The 16,828-nt window shown below is 32.7% G+C and carries 21 protein-coding genes; 16 read left to right on the plus strand and 5 right to left on the minus strand.

All coding sequences use genetic code 11. The annotated features are described in order from the left end of the window. The first annotated feature begins 25 nt into the window (after window positions 1-25). From AC07XU_RS10445 to AC07XU_RS10460, 4 genes are all read left to right on the plus strand, one after another. Window positions 26-727, plus strand: coding sequence for a DUF4397 domain-containing protein (locus AC07XU_RS10445; RefSeq protein ID WP_494943592.1), 702 nt, complete (start codon window positions 26-28; stop codon window positions 725-727). A gap of 89 nt (window positions 728-816) precedes the next feature. Next, a complete protein-coding gene (locus AC07XU_RS10450) occupies window positions 817-1,614 on the plus strand; it encodes a HipA family kinase (protein WP_494943593.1) in 798 nt (265 codons plus the stop codon). Next, the gene (locus tag AC07XU_RS10455; RefSeq protein WP_494943594.1) at window positions 1,592-1,975 is read left to right on the plus strand and encodes a DUF3037 domain-containing protein; all 384 of its coding nucleotides are present in this window, start codon (window positions 1,592-1,594) and stop codon (window positions 1,973-1,975) included. The genes AC07XU_RS10450 and AC07XU_RS10455 overlap by 23 nt, the downstream gene beginning before the upstream one ends. Before the next feature lie 121 nt (window positions 1,976-2,096). Next, entirely contained in the window at window positions 2,097-2,435 is a 339-nt protein-coding gene (locus AC07XU_RS10460; RefSeq protein WP_494943595.1) for a hypothetical protein, read from the plus strand. Here the strand turns inward: AC07XU_RS10460 and AC07XU_RS10465 are convergent. Together AC07XU_RS10465 and AC07XU_RS10470 are read right to left on the minus strand one after the other, a co-directional pair. Further along, a complete protein-coding gene (locus AC07XU_RS10465) occupies window positions 2,430-3,815 on the minus strand; it encodes an MBL fold metallo-hydrolase (protein ID WP_494943596.1) in 1,386 nt (461 codons plus the stop codon). The two genes, AC07XU_RS10460 and AC07XU_RS10465, sit on opposite strands and share 6 nt — an antisense overlap. A gap of 126 nt (window positions 3,816-3,941) precedes the next feature. Further along, window positions 3,942-4,127, minus strand: a complete 186-nt coding sequence (locus AC07XU_RS10470) for a hypothetical protein (RefSeq protein WP_055133765.1) — start codon at window positions 4,125-4,127, stop codon at window positions 3,942-3,944. Between the two features lie 356 nt (window positions 4,128-4,483). Between AC07XU_RS10470 and AC07XU_RS10475 the strand changes: the two genes are divergently transcribed. The 7 genes from AC07XU_RS10475 (at window position 4,484) to AC07XU_RS10505 (ending at window position 10,148) form a co-directional block, all read left to right on the plus strand. Continuing rightward, a complete protein-coding gene (locus tag AC07XU_RS10475) occupies window positions 4,484-4,954 on the plus strand; it encodes a YMGG-like glycine zipper-containing protein (RefSeq protein WP_494943597.1) in 471 nt (156 codons plus the stop codon). A gap of 105 nt (window positions 4,955-5,059) precedes the next feature. Then, on the plus strand, window positions 5,060-6,136 hold the full coding sequence (locus AC07XU_RS10480; protein WP_494943598.1) for an MBL fold metallo-hydrolase: 1,077 nt from the start codon (window positions 5,060-5,062) through the stop codon (window positions 6,134-6,136). Window positions 6,137-6,198: 62 nt separating this feature from the next. Then, window positions 6,199-6,579, plus strand: coding sequence for a hypothetical protein (locus AC07XU_RS10485; RefSeq protein ID WP_494943599.1), 381 nt, complete (start codon window positions 6,199-6,201; stop codon window positions 6,577-6,579). Next, window positions 6,570-7,412 (plus strand): hypothetical protein, encoded by an 843-nt coding sequence (locus AC07XU_RS10490; protein ID WP_494943600.1) that lies wholly within the window; start codon window positions 6,570-6,572, stop codon window positions 7,410-7,412. The genes AC07XU_RS10485 and AC07XU_RS10490 overlap by 10 nt, the downstream gene beginning before the upstream one ends. A 1-nt stretch (window position 7,413) precedes the next feature. After that, complete coding sequence (gene miaA, locus AC07XU_RS10495; RefSeq protein WP_494943601.1) at window positions 7,414-8,346, plus strand: tRNA (adenosine(37)-N6)-dimethylallyltransferase MiaA; 933 nt, start codon at window positions 7,414-7,416, stop codon at window positions 8,344-8,346. 54 nt (window positions 8,347-8,400) lie between these two features. Then, window positions 8,401-9,555 (plus strand): DNA adenine methylase, encoded by a 1,155-nt coding sequence (locus AC07XU_RS10500; RefSeq protein WP_494943602.1) that lies wholly within the window; start codon window positions 8,401-8,403, stop codon window positions 9,553-9,555. Next, entirely contained in the window at window positions 9,534-10,148 is a 615-nt protein-coding gene (locus AC07XU_RS10505) for a hypothetical protein (protein ID WP_494943603.1), read from the plus strand. Before AC07XU_RS10500 ends, AC07XU_RS10505 begins: the two co-directional genes overlap by 22 nt. Window positions 10,149-10,191: 43 nt before the next feature. Here AC07XU_RS10505 and AC07XU_RS10510 read toward each other — a convergent pair whose 3' ends face one another. Both AC07XU_RS10510 and AC07XU_RS10515 read right to left on the minus strand, forming a co-directional pair. Then, a complete protein-coding gene (locus AC07XU_RS10510; protein WP_494943604.1) occupies window positions 10,192-10,614 on the minus strand; it encodes an SH3 domain-containing protein in 423 nt (140 codons plus the stop codon). 6 nt (window positions 10,615-10,620) lie between these two features. Beyond that, complete coding sequence (locus tag AC07XU_RS10515; protein WP_494943605.1) at window positions 10,621-11,091, minus strand: BON domain-containing protein; 471 nt, start codon at window positions 11,089-11,091, stop codon at window positions 10,621-10,623. Window positions 11,092-11,443: 352 nt separating this feature from the next. Between AC07XU_RS10515 and AC07XU_RS10520 the strand changes: the two genes are divergently transcribed. The 5 genes from AC07XU_RS10520 to AC07XU_RS10540 all read left to right on the plus strand — a co-directional run bounded on the left by AC07XU_RS10520 (window position 11,444) and on the right by AC07XU_RS10540 (window position 15,298). Beyond that, complete coding sequence (locus AC07XU_RS10520; protein WP_494943606.1) at window positions 11,444-11,947, plus strand: hypothetical protein; 504 nt, start codon at window positions 11,444-11,446, stop codon at window positions 11,945-11,947. A 169-nt stretch (window positions 11,948-12,116) separates the two neighbouring features. After that, complete coding sequence (locus AC07XU_RS10525) at window positions 12,117-12,662, plus strand: hypothetical protein (protein WP_494943607.1); 546 nt, start codon at window positions 12,117-12,119, stop codon at window positions 12,660-12,662. 61 nt (window positions 12,663-12,723) lie between these two features. After that, window positions 12,724-13,254, plus strand: coding sequence for a hypothetical protein (locus AC07XU_RS10530; protein WP_494943608.1), 531 nt, complete (start codon window positions 12,724-12,726; stop codon window positions 13,252-13,254). Between the two features lie 147 nt (window positions 13,255-13,401). Further along, window positions 13,402-13,926, plus strand: a complete 525-nt coding sequence (locus AC07XU_RS10535) for a DUF3347 domain-containing protein (protein ID WP_494943609.1) — start codon at window positions 13,402-13,404, stop codon at window positions 13,924-13,926. Window positions 13,927-14,029: 103 nt separating this feature from the next. After that, window positions 14,030-15,298 (plus strand): citrate synthase, encoded by a 1,269-nt coding sequence (locus tag AC07XU_RS10540; protein WP_494943610.1) that lies wholly within the window; start codon window positions 14,030-14,032, stop codon window positions 15,296-15,298. A gap of 394 nt (window positions 15,299-15,692) precedes the next feature. Here AC07XU_RS10540 and AC07XU_RS10545 read toward each other — a convergent pair whose 3' ends face one another. Further along, window positions 15,693-16,817, minus strand: a complete 1,125-nt coding sequence (locus tag AC07XU_RS10545) for a DUF3667 domain-containing protein (RefSeq protein ID WP_494943611.1) — start codon at window positions 16,815-16,817, stop codon at window positions 15,693-15,695. Window positions 16,818-16,828: the final 11 nt, after the last annotated feature.

A 16,828-nucleotide genomic window follows, 5' to 3' on the forward strand; every position in this document is an offset into this window, starting at 1 on the left:
AAACATTTTAAAAATTAAACACCCTATGAAAACCTTTATCAACAAAAAAACAGCCACTTTACTTATTGGGTTAAGTACATTTGCAATATCATTATCCTCATGCAAAAAAGATTTAAGAGAGGATATCCAACCAATTGAATACGGTAATGCGAAAATTAGCGTAACCAATACAATTTCAGGTTCAAATGCTCAAGATTTTTACCAGAACGACACAAAAATAAGCACTACGCCTGTGGCTTATGCACAAACAAGCACTTACTATACAGTTAAAGCAGGTACCTCTGTGATATCTTTTAGAAATACGGGATCTACAACTGCTTCGGCCTCACTTCAGGCAGGTTTAAATACAGATTTATCATACACTGCATTTTATTATGTAGACCAATCTGGAACACCGAGAATAACTGGTTTTTCTGATGATCCAACTGCGCCTGCTGCTGGGAAAATTAGAGTTCGCTTTGTTAATTTAGCACCAGCATTAAACAATACCTTAAATATCTCATTAGCAGATAATACTGCTCTTGTAAATGGTTTGAGTTTTGGCAATGCTAATTCTAGCGGTTATCTTACAGTTGATGCTACCGCTGCTTTACAAGTTAGTGTGGTTAATTCTGGTATTTCAGTGCCAATTCCTGCGACTAACTTTACTGCTGGCAAAATTTACACCATTTGGTTTGATGCAGCAACAACAACGAGCGCCAAATTTCACGTAATCCAGCAAAACTAATTTTCAAAAAGAATATTTCTAAAGCATCCCAAATTGTTGGGATGCTTTTTTTGTGTCTTAACTATTAAATTTTTCTATTTTTGGGTGATATGGACAATCAACAACCATTAAGTTTAAGAACGGTAAATGTAACCAGATATGTTACTCCTTTGCGAGAGGGCGGTTCTATGCCGGCCATTGCAGAGGCAGATGACGATTTTCTGTATGTGATTAAGTTTAGAGGAGCCGGACAAGGATATAAAGCCTTAATTTCTGAAATAATAGGTGCAGAGATTGCTCGCAAATTAGGCCTTAAAGTGCCAGAAATTGTTTTTGCTAACCTTGATGAAGCTTTCGGAAGAACCGAACCTGATGAGGAAATTCAAGATTTACTAAAAGCAAGTGTTGGACTAAATTTGGCACTTCATTATTTGAGTGGAGCAATAACTTATGATGCAACTGTTACTAAGATAGATCCCATCTTGGCAGCTCAAATTGTTTGGTTAGATTGTCTGTTAACAAATATGGATCGTACAGCTCGAAACACCAATATGCTGATTTGGCATAAAGAATTGTGGCTAATAGATCATGGTGCATCCTTATATTTCCACCACTCATGGCAAAATTGGCAAGAGCAAGCTAAACGCCCTTTTGTTTTGGTAAAAGATCATGTTTTACTTGCTCAAGCTGATGATTTAGAAAACGTTGATCAACAATTTAAATCCATTTTAACGCCAACAGTAATAAATGATATTTTAAATTTAATTCCAGATGAATGGTTAAATGAAGATATTTTTAACAGTAGCAACGCACAAAGAGCTGCTTACGCTCAATTTTTAAACACAAGAATTGTCAACTCGGAAGTTTTTGTAAAAGAAGCACAAAATGCAAAACAGGCACTTATTTGAGTATGCAGTTATTCGCGTTGTGCCTAGGGTAGAGCGTGAAGAATTTATTAATGTTGGTGTAATTTTATATTGCGCCAAACAGCAGTTTTTGAAATGCAGATTTGAAGTTAGTGAGCCTCGTTTAGCAGCTTTTAATTGCAAGGTTGATGCTGATGTTATTTTGGCAAATCTAAATGCTATTGATAAAATATGCTGTGGTGGCAAAAATTCAGGTGCAATTGGGCAGCTTGATTTAGCTTCTCGATTTAGGTGGTTAACAGCTACAAGAAGTACTGTTGTTCAAGCTTCAAAAGTTCATCCTGGTTTTTGCAGCAATGCTGATGATACCTTAAATCAATTATTCGATAAGATGGTTTTGTAAAAGAATAATATGATTTTTATAAAATAACCGACTAATTTTAAATAGAAATAGAAAATAATTCTTAGTCTTTACTATAGTTAAAAGGCAAAGAAATGATGTAAATTGCGCCAAAATTTAAGAAATGAGTGAAGTTATTGTAATACCAGAATTTAAAGATTTTAAAACCTTTTACAAAAAAGCTGTTGAGCCTTTGGTAAAGGCAAATTTAGGTATTGTTAGGTTAGATGGAAAGTTAAAAGGAGATACCAAAAAAACGTTCGCTTATTTTTGGTACAACGATAAAAAGTGGCGGGTTAAGGCAGATACTTTTATAGATAGATTAAATATAGCATTTGCTGAGGCTCAAAAATCTGACGAACCTTTTATAATTAAACCATTAAGAGATAACAAAGGAGAAATATTAACTATCAAAGGTCAGCCAGTTAGAGATAGTAAATTTTACGTTTACTTGGTTTTATAATTCTATCGTTTCTCCTTTAAGTGGTTTAACTACATTATAACCTTCTTCAGTTAAGGATATTTCTAATGCATCCATGCTTTTAGCTTCACCATGTACTAAAAACACTTTTTTTAACTTTTTAGGATCTTGTTGTTTTGCAGTTTCCACTAAATCTTGATGATCTCCGTGTCCACTTAATAGGTCAGTTTTCTTAATCGTAGCATAAACCATCAAATCTCTGTTACGTAATCTAATAATGGGATCACCTCTTAAAAGTCTATCTCCTAAAGTTCCTTTAGCGCAATAACCAATAAATAATATGGTACAGTAATAATTCTGTATATTATGGTATAAATGATCTTGTATTCTTCCTCCTTCAAGCATGCCTGCTGATGAAATAATGATACATGGCTCTAGATAAGTCATTACAGATTCGCTCTCTTTTCTATCTTGAACGTAGACTAGGTTTCCAAATTCAAATTCGTCACCTTTGGTTTGATAAAACACTTTTGCCTCCTCATTTACAAGCTGATGGTGTTTTCTGTAAATATCAGTAGCAAAATTAGCCAATGGACTATCAACAAAAATTTGAACAGGAGGTAACAAACCTTTGCTAAAAATTTGATTTAGCGTAAACACTAAAGATTGTGTTCTACCAATACTAAAGGCAGGGATTATTAGTCTTCCTGGGCTTTTTATACACGTTTCTTTAATGGCTTCAATTAGCGTTTCTTCAAGAGTTTTATCCTTAGTATGTAACCTGCCACCATAAGTGGATTCACTCACTAAATAATCTAATTGTGGTAGTGGTGCTGGATCAACCAACACGGGATAATTTTTACGACCTACATCGCCAGTAAAGCCAATCTTTTTTAAAATTCCATTCTCATTTATTGCAAGTATTACGGCTGCAGCACCAAGTAAATGTCCTGCCGGGATAAATTCTAATTTAATACTTCCGTTTATCTTAAAAGATTTGTTAAAGCCAATGGTTACAAAGCGATCAACAGTTTCCATCACATCACGCTGCAAATACAGTGGTTTTGGGCCATAATTACCTCTGCCTCGTTTCGGTTTCTTTTTCTGTTTGCTCAAAAAAATGTTAACAGAATCGAATAAAAGTATTTCCGTTAAATCTGCAGTAGGTGGGGTGCAAAGTATTTGTCCTGCAAATCCTAATCTCACGAGGGTTGGTAAATTACCAGAATGATCTATATGTGCATGCGTTAAAATTACAACATCAATTGAGCTTGGATCAAAAGGAAAGAACTCATTTTCTTCCTGATAAGTTCCTTTTTCATAATCTAAACCGCAATCTATTAAAATGTTATAATTATCTGTTTGCAACAAATGCATACTGCCAGTAACTTGCTGTGCAGCGCCCCAAATGGTTAGTTTCATGTATTAGTGATCGAAATACTTTTGAGCAAGATATAGTTTTTTTGAAGCCAAATGTTAAAATAAATGTAATATTTAAGATTTGGCTTTAAACTAAAACTCCCGCGTGTAAGCGGGAGCGAGTATTTTTTATTTTTTTTCTGGCGGTGTAGATACAATCTCACCAAACTCATTAACGTAAGCCATCATGCTTTCCAAATCTCCACCTGTAGAGTTTTGTTGGCGTTCTTGTTTACGTTCTAATTTTTCTTCTTTTTTCTTTTGTCTATTTTTTTCCAACTGCTTTTTCATGAAGGTAGCCTGCGACTTTGCCATATATTACTAATTTAATGATAAAAAGACTGTTCTCTGTTAACCTTTGGTTGATCTTTTAACTCGATTGTTAAAATGAAATTGATCTAAACTTGATGTTAATCTGCATGTTAACGGTTGCATGCTAAAGATTAAGGTGCTGAAATGTTTCAGTAGGTATTGTTAGAGAAAAGTATATTGATATTCCGTTGTTGCAAATATAAGTAAAAAATGCGAAAAAACTAAATTCCTTTATCGTTTGTTAAGTAGACATTGTATATAAGTTGATGCTTAACAAATTAAATAAATTACAACTTTAATAATCTTTGGCATCATTTTTACAATAAGAAGTTTAGTATAAATTAAAAAAATTAACAGACATGAAAAAGATATTCGCAATAGTTGCATTGGCTACAGTTATAGCTTCTTGCAGCAACAGTGCTAAAGAACAAGAATTAGCAAAACAACAAGCAGTAGCTGCTGTTAAAGATAGTTTAAAATTAGATAGCTTTAAAAGAGCCGAAGTCGCCAGACAACAGGCTGAAGTTGAAGCAAGACATCAAGCTGAATTAGCTGCTGCAAGAAGAAGTGCAACGACTACAAGATATTCATCAAGTGGCGGTACTACAACTTCTTCTGCTGGAACAACTACAGCTGCAAAGAAAAAAGGTTGGAGTGATGCAGCTAAAGGCACTGCAATTGGAGCAGGTGTTGGTGCCCTAGGAGGTATTTTGATTGATAAAAAAGACGGAAGAGGAGCTGTAATCGGTGGTTTAGCAGGTGCAGGTGCCGGTTATGCAATTGGTAGAGCCGAAGATAGAAAAAGTGGAAGAGTACAGCCTAAAAACTAAATTAGGCATCTAAATAATTTAAAACCTTCAATCTAAATTAGATTGAAGGTTTTTTTATGCACTTTGTTTGCTAAACAGTAATTTAGCATTTATATTAAATCATAAATGACTTTTCTATTTATTGCCCTCGTTATAACTATTTTCCTAATCTTTAATCTTCCAGTTTTTGGTAAGCATCCAAATGGTAAAAGGTTAAATAAAATTAAATCGGCAGCTAATTACACCAACGGTGAATTTAAAAATCAATCGCATACACCTACAAAACCTGATGATGTAACGTATGGGATGATGATAAAAGCAATGCTTAAAGGTAATAAAGATGGATCACCAAAATTTCCATTACCTCATCATCAATCAGATTTTTCGCCCTCGGCAGATTTTAAACTAACTTGGTTTGGCCATTCTTCGTATTTAATTCAAGTAGATAATTTAACTATTTTAGTTGATCCTGTTTTTAACGAAAGGCCATCCCCATTTCAATTTATCGGAACAAAACAGTTTGCTGGAACAAATTTTATCAACATTGAAGATTTACCAAGTTTAGATATTGTGATAATATCTCATGATCATTATGATCATTTAGAACAAGAATCCATACTAAAATTGAAAGATAAGACTAAAATTTTCATCACTTCTTTAGGAGTTGGTGCACATTTAGAATTCTGGGGAATATCCAAAGATAAAATTATTGAACTTAATTGGGGTGATCAAACATCGCCTTTTGCCAATATCAAACTTACAGCAGCACCTGCAAGGCATTTCTCTGGTAGGTTATTTAAAAGAAATCAAACATTATGGTCGTCTTTTATACTTCAAACTTCTAAAAATAAAGTCTACATCGGTGCTGATTCGGGTTACGATCATCATTTTAAAACCATTGGTGATGAGCATGGACCGTTTGATTTGGCAATTCTGGAATGTGGCCAATACAATACAATGTGGCCTTTTATACATATGATGCCCGAACAAGTTGCCGAAGCAAGCTTAGATTTAAACGCTAAATATTTATTACCTGTGCATTGGGCAAAATATAAATTAGCTTTACACAATTGGGATGAACCAATACGTAGGCTTAAGGCAAAAGCTGATGAGCTAAACGTTGAGTTGCTTACGCCAAATTTAGGAGAAACATTCACTTTAAATGGCAATTTGCCTAAACAAAGTTGGTGGTTAAATTTATAGTTGTTAAACCGAACAATTGATGATATTTTAGTGTTTACCTTTGGCAAACTAATGCTAAACTTATGAAAACAGATCTTGTAGAAATTTTCCAAACAATTAGAGCTAATTTACAGCCATATACCGCAAATGGTTTTACTGCTAGAGTAAACAGCGAAACAGTTTATGAACTATGGAGCGAAAAACTTTTTGATACCGATGGTGAAAAAATTGAGGCTGTTCCTTTTGCGAGTGTAAACATAGAAGATGATTCTGTTCAATTTTGTCTTTTATCAACACAGAGCGAACCAGAATTAAGCAAAATTATACATCCAGATTTGATGGAACTTTCTATTAATGGTACCTCTTGTTTCAATATTACTAATCTTGATGATAAATTAATCGATCAGATTATTAGTACGCTTGGAGCCAATTTTACAAATTTTAAACAGAACGGGTGGGTTTAATCTTTTTGTGGCAACAAGAAGTTTTTGATGCTGTTATTGGCTTAGTTGAAAATGCTAAACAATTGTTAGATAATGAACATCTCATTATTGATACAGATAATGGAGTGCTTATCCATTTGGTTCCAATAACAAATAATTTTAATCCAATTCAGTTAAATAAGTTACAGCAAAAATACCTCAAAGAGAATAAGCAATTATTGCATCTTTGGGAAGATGTTTGGCTAACTAAAAAAGAACAAGTTTTAATTAGATTAAATTCGCTATTGTCAAAAAATGTTGGGTTTCATGGTAGAAAAACGAAGATTATTGAGATTGATGCCCTCACAACAAAATCATTTTTAGAAATTAATCATCTCCAAGGTTTTGTTAAAGCTAAACATGCTTTTGGTTTATTAGCTAATGATGAAATTATTGCTGTAGCAACATTTAGCGATGCTAGACCCATGAAACTAAAAGGAAGTAATTACTTATCCGCAGAATTAGTTCGCTTTGCTTCTAAAAATGGAGTTACTGTTGTCGGCGGATTAAGTAAACTAATCAAACATTTTTCAAAACTTGTTCAGATAAATGATATCATGAGCTACGCAGATAAAGATTGGTCGCTGGGAAAGGGCTATGAGAAATTAAATTTTGTAAAAACAGACCAAACTGATCCCATTTACTTTTACTTAGACCAACAAACACTAAAAAGATATGCTGCTCATCGTTTGCCTAAAAACATTCTCCAATCTTTTAAAGCCCAAAATAGTTTAAATTTGGATGAATTCTTAAAGCAATTGTACTATATTAAAGTTTTTAATACCGGCAACTTAAAGTATCATCTTTACCTATAAAATGTCAACAGAAAATTTGCTTATAATTCTTGGTGCAACAGCTTCGGGCAAAACAAAACTTGCAGTAAATTTAGCTGATGAATTAAATGCTGAAATTATCAGCGCAGACAGTAGGCAAGTTTTTAGGGGTATGGATATTGGCACAGGTAAAGATCTATCCGAGTATAAAATTGGCCAAAAACAAATCCCCTACCATTTAATAGATATTGTTAATGCTGGTGAGAAATATAATGTAAATGCTTTTAAAGAAGACTTTTATAAGTCGCTAGCTCAAATTACAAAGAGCAACAAATTGCCTATTTTATGTGGTGGCACCGGTATGTACATTCATGCTTTGCTCCAAAACCATGAGTTAACGGCCATCCCTAAAAATGAAAATCTTCGAGAACAATACATCAATTTTGATAAGATAGATCTTCAAAATGTTTTAAATCAATATCCGAAAGAACTAACAGCTCATGTAGATTTTTCATCCTCAAAAAGATTAATCAGGGCTATTGAAATTGCAGAATATCTGGAAAATCATTCATTAGATCCAATACCAAGACAAAAGATTAATCCATTAATTATCGGTTTGCAAAGCGATGTAGAGTTAAGAAGAGATAGGATTTTAATAAGGCTAAATCATCGACTACAAAATGGTTTAATTGAAGAGGTCGAAACGTTGCTCGCAAATGGAATAGATCATGCTGTACTTACATTTTATGGATTAGAGTATAAATTTGTTGTTTCGTATCTACAAAATGAATTTGATTTAGTCACCTTAAAAGAGAAGCTTGGAATTGCAATTTGCCAATTTGCTAAAAGACAAATGACCTTTTTTAGGAAAATGGAGAAAGATGGCGTAAAAATTAACTGGTTAGATGCAGATCAGGATTTTGAGGCACTTAAAAATAATTCATTAAAAATAATTGATGCCTATTTTAAAAAGTAATTATTGCATATTTGAGCTTAATTAAGCATTTATTTAGCGCAGTAAATCAATAAAATGGGTAAAAAGTTAAGGCCAATCATTAAATGGACAGGAGGGAAGTATGATGAATTTGCTTTGTTCTCTGATCAAATACCTGCTTTCGAAAGATATATTGAACCGTTTTTTGGTGGGGGCGGAGTTTTTTTCGCGTTGGAACCTCAAGTTAAAAGCTTTATTAATGATAAAAGCACAGATTTAATTAACTTTTATAAGCAAGTTGGCCATAAAGATTTTAAAATTGAGTTGCTGAAGTTTGCTAACGCCTGGGATGAACTTGGGTTAATAAGTAAGTTGCTATGGATTAAAATTGCTGATATTTATAGCAATTATATTAATGGTAACATTGAAAAAGAAGAACTCAATAAATCGCTAGATGATCAATTATCTCCAATATTGAAAAAAATAGATATCCTAAACGATGAAGAATTTATCATCGATAGCATTCTCTTCAAAAATAGGCTGTTGGCAAGTATGGCCGATAAAGCGAGAAGAATAAAAAGAATATCTGCGAAGGAAAACAGATCCTTTTCTCTTGATGAATTATTTGATCATTTTGAAACTGGAATAAAAGGTGGTTTTTATCTCTTCACCAGAACCATATTAAACCTTAATTATAATGATATTTTAAAATTGAATTCGCCAAAAGCCGCAGCAATTTGGTATTTTGTAAGAGAGTTTTGCTATGGATCAATGTTTAGGTTTAATGCCAAAGGAGAATTTAATATTCCCTATGGAGGCATTGCCTACAACAAAAAAAACTTTAGGTTAAAAGTTGAAAATATTTTTAAAGGTGGAATAACAAATTTGTTTAAGCAGACTGAAATTTTTAACTTAGATTTTGAACATTTTTTTAATCAAATTGATATCCGATCTACAGATTTTATATTTTTAGATCCACCTTATGATAGTGAGTTTTCTGAATACGACCAAAGTGCATTTACTCAAGATGATCAGCAGAGGCTAGCCAGCTTTTTGCTTCAAACTAAAGCAAAATGGATGGTAGTTATCAAAGAAACAGCATTTATACGTAAAATATATACTCATCCCTTAGTAAATATTAACACGTTCGATAAAAACTACACCTATAATGTTAGAGGTAGAAATAATAGAGGTGTTACGCATTTAATTATTACTAATTATGAAATAGGATGGGAGGCTACCAAAAAATAAGTCCTTTTGTGTATGACTGTAAAATTTGCCCAACACCTTGCGATGGTGTGAGCAAAATGAATTATGTTTTCGAAAATGATGCTCCTTTTTCTGAACAATATGAGCAGAAACTAATTAATCATATCAACACGGCTACTAATTTTATCGCTAAAAAAACTATCGAAAAGGGATATCCTGATATTGAGGTTAGTACTCATGAAGGATTTAAATTTTACATAGAACTCAAAGTTCAGCAAAGAACTTTTATGCGTGTAGAAAATATCATCCCACAAAGTGGATTAAAGCCATCTGAAACTATTGCTTTAAATTTAAGTGATTTATTGAGATATTTTGAACTAGAAGAAACCCATAATATTCACATATTTATATTTTGGGTGGTTTTAAATAGACCTTGTATTGTACCAACAAATTCTGAAAAATATTATTATCGCCTTGCTAGCGAGTTAAAACCGATCTATTTAAAAGAAAACGATAATAGAAGATTTAGAAGAAAAAGCGGAGAAGGTGATATTGTGAATGGAGAGCATAAGGGAGTTACCGTAAATTATCACTTTAGCTTAAATGAGCTTAAACTTTGGCAAAGGATGCTGTAAAAAAAATCCCAATGGTTAAATCGGGATTTTTTATAAGATTAAATTATGCTTCTGGAGCTAAGTACTGGGCATAACAATAGCCTTCTTCACCATCGTTTGTCCTCACTAACCACCATTGATCATTACTTTTATTAACTAAAGTTATTACTTCGTCGTGTGCTGCTTTGCCAACAATTGGTTGGTCTGTACCTGGGCCTTTTCTAATGTTTAAGTTGCTACTTTGAGTAATTACTTTAACCTTTGTAACTGCTGCATCAATAGATACATTTACGTTTAAAACTAAATCGCCAGAAACAAAGTTAGGATCAATAGTATTGTATACATCCCATAATTGATCTTTCACCGCTCCGTTAGCTGCAGTTCCATCAACATAAAGAACTCCATCTTGCTCTCTAACCTGTAAATCTGTAATGCCTGCATTAATAGCTGCATCGGTTAGTTGTTTATATTTATCTTGTAAAGCCATTTCTATTTATTTAACAGTTAGTTTGTTATCAATTTTTTTAGGTTTTAATGAACTTAAAGCCATCATTAATTTTGGCAAAGCATCTTTTTTGATCTCTCCATTTAAAGAAACAACACCATCATTAATGGCAGCAACAACAGTTGGATAATCTTTAACCGCATCTTTAACAGCTTTTGTTAAAACTTCATCAACGGCAATAGTAACTGGAGCTGCAATACTTAAATTATTAACAACAGATTTAACACCTTTTACCGCTTTAGCAGTTGTTTCAGCTAAGGTTTTTGCAGTTTCATCTGGCAATTGTCCTGAAAGTGAAACAACACCTTCTTTAACCTCTACAGTTGTACCACTTAAACTTGGTACAGTTGCAATACTTTTTTCAACTGCTTTTTTAATATCGGCATCCTTTGGTTTGCAACCTGTAAATAATACCGAAAAAATTAAGGCCATAACAGCCACTGATTTCATGATTTTCATTTGATATTGATTTTAAATTTTACTGAAATTATAAACTTTAGCGTTAGTTTATATCAAACAGAATTAATTATTTATCAACATAATTTTCTTATTTACAATTAGTTATATAATTTAATTATAGCGAAACATATGTTAATTAGTTTGAATTAAGTTATCGTAAATAGAAATCTATTGATACTTGCTTTTATAAGAAATAGCTTGGTCTATTTATTAATGATGTGTAAAAAATATTGATTGCCTCTGATAAAGTAATGTTAGCGAAACTTATGGCACACAATTTGTTTAAACGCATATTATAAGCATACTTAGTGCTTTTATGAATAATAAATAACTTAACCAAAGTATTTTAAAAATGAAAAAATCTACAAAATTTATAGCTTCTGCAGTAGCTGCGGTGGCTTTATTCTTCTCGGTAAATGCAAACGCACAATCTCCTAAATTTGGTATCGGATTAAATGTTGGAGTTCCTACTAGTGATGCTTACGGTGTTGCAATAGGTGGTGATTTACGTTACCAATTTGATATTGATAAGCAATTATCTGTGCCAATTACTGCTGGTTACACCAGATTAGTTGGTAAAGAAATTGGAAACACTGGAATTGATATTCCATCTTATGGATATATTCCTGCTAAAGCTGGTTTAAAATATTTCTTTAACACTACTGGTTCTGGCTTATATGGTTTAGCTGAGGCTGGTGCAGGTTTTGCAGTTGGAAACTATAGCGGTACTGAATTTGTTTATTCTCCAGCTTTAGGTTATTCATGGAGCAATGGTTTAGATTTAGCTGCTAAATATGAAGGTGTTGGTAACACTGGTTATGCAGGTATTCGTTTAGCTTATGGCTTTAAATTGTAATTAATACAAATGTTATAATTAGCCCTAACCAATTACGGTTAGGGCTTTTTTGTGCCTTTTTTAATTAAAAGTATTTTTTTTAAAAAATATTCACTTTAAGAAAACTGTATTTCATTTCGGCTCGTAAATAGAATTATTAAACTCAAAAAATTAATTAATATTTAAACTTATGAAAATTACTACTAAAATTTTTATTGCTGCATTAGCAATTTCTGCTACATTGTTTTCAAGTAATGTAAATGCACAAACTACCATGATGCCTACCCCAAGAGAAACTGGTTTTAAAATCGGAATAGGCGGTGGCGCTGGTATTGTAAGAGACAGTTCTCCTTTTAGTTATGGTGTTGGTGCAGATGTTCGTTTGCAACTTGATTTAGCTCCAGCTGTTGCTTTAACTGCATCTGGTGGTTACACTCGTTTAATGGCTAGAGAAGGAAGTATCTTTGCTGATTATGATTTTATCCCAGCTGTAGGCGGTGTAAAAGTTTATCCAATTAAAGGTATGTACATTAACGGTTTAGTTGGTGCAGGTTTTGCAATTCAAGATGGTTCTAAAACTTCATTCATTTTCGGTGGTGGTACTGGTTATGAGTGGAACAACGGTTTAGAATTAGGTATTCGTTACGAAGGTTATCAACAAGATGGTACTTCATCAACTTACCAACCAGTTAACGGACAGTATGCTTTACGTTTAGGTTACAATTTCAAATTGTAATAAGTAAAAATTATTACGAAGCCTCAATCGAAAGATTGGGGCTTTTTTTGTAAATTACCTTATGAAATTTAAAAATCACCTTACTTTTTTAGCGATTTTAATTTCATGCAATTTGTGTGTTAACAATCTATATGCACAAAGCGGCAATAATTATTTAGAACAAGATCTCAAAATAATTTTTACTGGTGAAATAGGGGTCGCATCTAAAAAATCAAATTTTAACTATGGGTTAGGTTTTAATATTGGTGCACAATATTCACTATCTAAAGAACTTAGTGCATTTTCATCTATAGGTTATGCCAAGTTGCTTACAAAAGATACGAGTCCAATTCCCGATTATGATTTTCTGCCACTTCTAGCAGGTATAAAAGTATTTGCAATAGAAAGAATATATCTTGTTAGTAATGTTGGTACAGGTATTCCTATTCAGAATGGATCAAAGCTTTCATTTATTTATGGAGGAGGTGGTGGTTATGAATTTGTCAAGTTCGATCTATCTGTAATGTTCAACGCCTATCAACAACAAAAAAAATCATTAAACTACCAAGCTGGCAATGGTATGTTCAATTTAAAATTGGGTTTCCATTTATAATTAAAATCTAATTTTATCTATTATTCGATAAATTTTGACTGTTTTTTTTATGGTTTTAAAATTTTAAATGCTATTTTGAGCCCAATACAAAATCAATGAAATTGCAGTGAAGCAATTTTTTTATTGATGATGACAAATATACATCGTATGAAAAAATATTTAGGTATAGGCTTGTTATTGGCTCTTTTTGCTTGCAATAATCAATCACAAAAAACACAAGACCTACAAGATACTACCGAAACTATAGCAGCAACAAAAAAGCTTAGTTTCCAAAGTGATTCAGTTCAAAATCTTTACAACGCTTACATTAATTTAAAGGATGCTTTAGTAGCTACTAAATTTGAAGATGCAAAGCAAAAAGCTAACGTTTTGGCTACAGCGCTAAAAAATTATTCAGGTTGTGAAAATACTGCCGTAATTGCCAATAAAATTGAAAATGCTAAAAATATTGAAGCTCAGCGAAAAGAATTTACAGCTTTAAGCACCGATGTGATAGCGCTGTTTAAACATACGGAGCTAAAATCGGGAACCATTTATGTACAACGTTGTCCGATGGCCAATAATGGAGATGGCGGTGAATGGCTTGCTTCTGAAAAAAAGATCCAAAATCCTTATTACGGCGATGAGATGATGGAATGCGGAGCTATATTAGAAGAAATTAAAACAAAATAATTTTTTTCGTTAAAATTAACATCAAATTAACAGTATTGTTAGGTTCAAAAAACTATTTTTATAAACACATTAACTATTTTTGTTATTCATAAAACTATAATATATGTCAGCTATTGCAGAAATTAAGATAGACGGTAAAACTTATGAGTTTCCAGTAATTACTGGAACCGAAGGTGAGAAGGCCATCGATATTTCAAAACTAAGAGATTTAACAGGTCACATTACACTAGATTTTGGCTATAAAAATACTGGTGCTACAAAAAGCGCTATTACATTTTTAGATGGCGAGCAAGGTATTTTAAAATACCGCGGTTATCCGATAGAAGAGTTGGCCGAAAAAGCATCTTTCTTAGAAGTTGCATATTTATTGATCTACGGCGTGTTACCTTCTAAAGAGCAGGTAGAGAAGTTCCAAAGTGATATCAGCATGCATACTTTAATACATGAGGATATGAAGAAATTTTTTGATGGTTATCCTTCAAAATCTCATCCAATGGCACAATTATCTTCATTGGTGTGCTCGCTTTCTACTTTTTATCCAGAAAGTTTAGAGGCTAATCAATCAGAAGAGCAGAAAAACGATACCATCATCAAAATGTTGGCTAAAATGACAACCATTGTAGCTTTCATCTATAAAAAATCTTTAGGGCATCCATTAATTTACCCTAAAAACAAATACGATTACATTACTAATTATTTATGGATGACTTTCGGTCAGAGAACTGAAGATTTCGAACCAAATCCAAAGGTGGTTAGTGCAATGAATAAGTTATTGATTCTACATGCAGATCACGAGCAAAACTGCTCAACATCTACTGTTAGAATTGTTGGTTCTTCAGATTGTAATCTTTACGCTTCAATTTCTGCAGGTATTTCGGCATTGTGGGGTCCGTTACATGGCGGTGCTAACCAAGCGGTAATCGAAATGTTAGAGAAAATTAAAGAAGATGGTGGCGATACCGATAAATGGATAGCGAAAGCAAAAGATAAAAATGATCCTTTTAGAATGATGGGTTTTGGTCATAGAGTTTATAAAAACTTTGATCCAAGAGCAAAAATTATTAAAAAAGCATGCGATGATATTTTAGAAAGCTTAGGTATCAATGATCCAGTTTTAGAAATTGCAAAAAAATTAGAGCAAGCAGCTTTAACAGATCAATACTTTATCGATCGTAAATTATATCCAAACGTAGATTTTTATTCAGGCATTATTTACAGAGCTTTAGGTTTCCCTTCAGAAATGTTTACCGTTCTTTTTGCATTAGGCAGGTTACCAGGATGGATTGCACAATGGAAAGAAATGAGAGAAAACAAAGAGCCTATCGGCAGACCACGTCAAGTTTACGTTGGTGATGTAGATAAGCACATGTAATTATATCATTTTACCATATTTAAAGCCAATGCATTTGTATTGGCTTTTTTATTTTGCTTACTTTTTTGAAAACGATTGTCACAAGCTTTTGGCAAAAGTAGCCCTACTGTACACTTTACTCACCCGATGAAAAATCGGGTTCGTGCTCGTTCCCATTAGGCTTATATTACAAAGTTTGCGGTGCTTGGCAAATTGCAACCCCTCATAGTAGCATAAGCTTTTGTGAAATAAACGGGATTGGAGCGAAAATCCTTTTTGTTTTTTTAAGCTTTGACAACTTTAATAGCTAATAGAATAGAAAGTTGTCAAAGCTAAAAACAAAAAGATTGCAGCAAAAAGCCCGGCTGACGTTAATTTATCTCTAAACCGGGCTTTTCTAAATAATATGGAGTTACTAAATCATCACAAAACTAATTGCGATAATAATCAAGAAACAAATGGTAAGTACAACATTATAAGCAAAACTTAAGAAAAACATTTTGAGCACAGTAACCCATCTTGTGCTGCCATAAAAAGTTCTTAAAGATCTATAAATGTACCATATGATATAAATAATACACAAAAAGACGAGCCAACCGGTTATATCATAAACAAAGGCAAAAAGCCATTGAAATAACATAGTTGCTAAAATGCTCAAAAATATGGCAGAGTGTACATGAAATGAATAAATTAGATGCTCGTAATAGTATTTATCTTTATTAATATAAACCAATTTCAAAATCAAGGCAAACATAGGTAACAGCAAAAACATCATTTTTGGTATGTTGTGTACAAAGTCTTCTAATAACTTCTCTTCTGGATTTTCGTATTGATCTAATTCAATAGTTCTTTTTATAAAGTAATGCTTAATAAATCCATCTCTTTTATCTTTACTCAGCGCAGCTTGATTTTTTTCATAAAGAGCAACAGTTGTGTCTAAAGTAGTCCACTTATTAGAGAATTTTCTCTTTTTTCCATTGCCAAACCTAATACTAGGTCCATCATCTGCCTTTTTACCATTAGATTCTTCTTCAATAGCTTTTTTAATTACACTATCTCTTAGTCCATTGGCATTTGGTACATATTTTAAAGTTTCTTTTATTTCTTTAATTTCTTCAGCAGATAACTCTCTTTTAGGTTTACTTAAGGTATCTTTTTTAGCGGTTACCTTTTTTGATGCTGTTGTTTCAGTTTTCTCTTTCTCATCAGATTTACTTTCATTCTTCTTATTGCCACTAAGAACAACTAAAAAGAAAACGATGCTAACAAAAATATATAAGCGAATGGGATGAATAAATTTTACTCTTTTTCCAGCAACATATTGTTTGGTTAATTCTCCTGGTTTTAAAAGTAGGGGCTTTAATGTGCCAAAAAATTTATGTTCAAAGTGAAAATAATCTGCAATGGCATGTGCCACCATGTGTAGCGCATCTTCCTTAACTTCAATATTTTCTTGTCCGCATTTCGGGCAAAAATGTTCTTCTACATCATGGCCACAGTTAAGACAGTTTTTCTCTTTTCTAATTTTAAAGGATGACATACGAGCTTAAT

This window comes from Pedobacter sp. GW456-11-11-14-TSB4 (genome assembly GCF_059424425.1).

What these genes read in the sequence shown, in the direction of transcription:
- miaA (WP_494943601.1), top strand. Translation starts at nt 7,414, where the DNA reads ATGTCAACAGAAAATTTGCTTATAATTCTTGGTGCAACAGCTTCGGGC.
- AC07XU_RS10530 (WP_494943608.1), top strand. Translation starts at nt 12,724, where the DNA reads ATGAAATTTAAAAATCACCTTACTTTTTTAGCGATTTTAATTTCATGC.
- AC07XU_RS10520 (WP_494943606.1), top strand. Translation starts at nt 11,444, where the DNA reads ATGAAAAAATCTACAAAATTTATAGCTTCTGCAGTAGCTGCGGTGGCT.
- AC07XU_RS10525 (WP_494943607.1), top strand. Translation starts at nt 12,117, where the DNA reads ATGAAAATTACTACTAAAATTTTTATTGCTGCATTAGCAATTTCTGCT.
- AC07XU_RS10475 (WP_494943597.1), top strand. Translation starts at nt 4,484, where the DNA reads ATGAAAAAGATATTCGCAATAGTTGCATTGGCTACAGTTATAGCTTCT.
- AC07XU_RS10485 (WP_494943599.1), top strand. Translation starts at nt 6,199, where the DNA reads ATGAAAACAGATCTTGTAGAAATTTTCCAAACAATTAGAGCTAATTTA.
- AC07XU_RS10535 (WP_494943609.1), top strand. Translation starts at nt 13,402, where the DNA reads ATGAAAAAATATTTAGGTATAGGCTTGTTATTGGCTCTTTTTGCTTGC.
- AC07XU_RS10515 (WP_494943605.1), bottom strand. Translation starts at nt 11,091, where the DNA reads ATGAAAATCATGAAATCAGTGGCTGTTATGGCCTTAATTTTTTCGGTA.
- AC07XU_RS10470 (WP_055133765.1), bottom strand. Translation starts at nt 4,127, where the DNA reads ATGGCAAAGTCGCAGGCTACCTTCATGAAAAAGCAGTTGGAAAAAAAT.
- AC07XU_RS10545 (WP_494943611.1), bottom strand. Translation starts at nt 16,817, where the DNA reads ATGTCATCCTTTAAAATTAGAAAAGAGAAAAACTGTCTTAACTGTGGC.
- AC07XU_RS10500 (WP_494943602.1), top strand. Translation starts at nt 8,401, where the DNA reads ATGGGTAAAAAGTTAAGGCCAATCATTAAATGGACAGGAGGGAAGTAT.
- AC07XU_RS10540 (WP_494943610.1), top strand. Translation starts at nt 14,030, where the DNA reads ATGTCAGCTATTGCAGAAATTAAGATAGACGGTAAAACTTATGAGTTT.
- AC07XU_RS10465 (WP_494943596.1), bottom strand. Translation starts at nt 3,815, where the DNA reads ATGAAACTAACCATTTGGGGCGCTGCACAGCAAGTTACTGGCAGTATG.
- AC07XU_RS10480 (WP_494943598.1), top strand. Translation starts at nt 5,060, where the DNA reads ATGACTTTTCTATTTATTGCCCTCGTTATAACTATTTTCCTAATCTTT.
- AC07XU_RS10455 (WP_494943594.1), top strand. Translation starts at nt 1,592, where the DNA reads ATGCAAAACAGGCACTTATTTGAGTATGCAGTTATTCGCGTTGTGCCT.
- AC07XU_RS10505 (WP_494943603.1), top strand. Translation starts at nt 9,534, where the DNA reads ATGGGAGGCTACCAAAAAATAAGTCCTTTTGTGTATGACTGTAAAATT.
- AC07XU_RS10445 (WP_494943592.1), top strand. Translation starts at nt 26, where the DNA reads ATGAAAACCTTTATCAACAAAAAAACAGCCACTTTACTTATTGGGTTA.
- AC07XU_RS10510 (WP_494943604.1), bottom strand. Translation starts at nt 10,614, where the DNA reads ATGGCTTTACAAGATAAATATAAACAACTAACCGATGCAGCTATTAAT.
- AC07XU_RS10460 (WP_494943595.1), top strand. Translation starts at nt 2,097, where the DNA reads ATGAGTGAAGTTATTGTAATACCAGAATTTAAAGATTTTAAAACCTTT.
- AC07XU_RS10450 (WP_494943593.1), top strand. Translation starts at nt 817, where the DNA reads ATGGACAATCAACAACCATTAAGTTTAAGAACGGTAAATGTAACCAGA.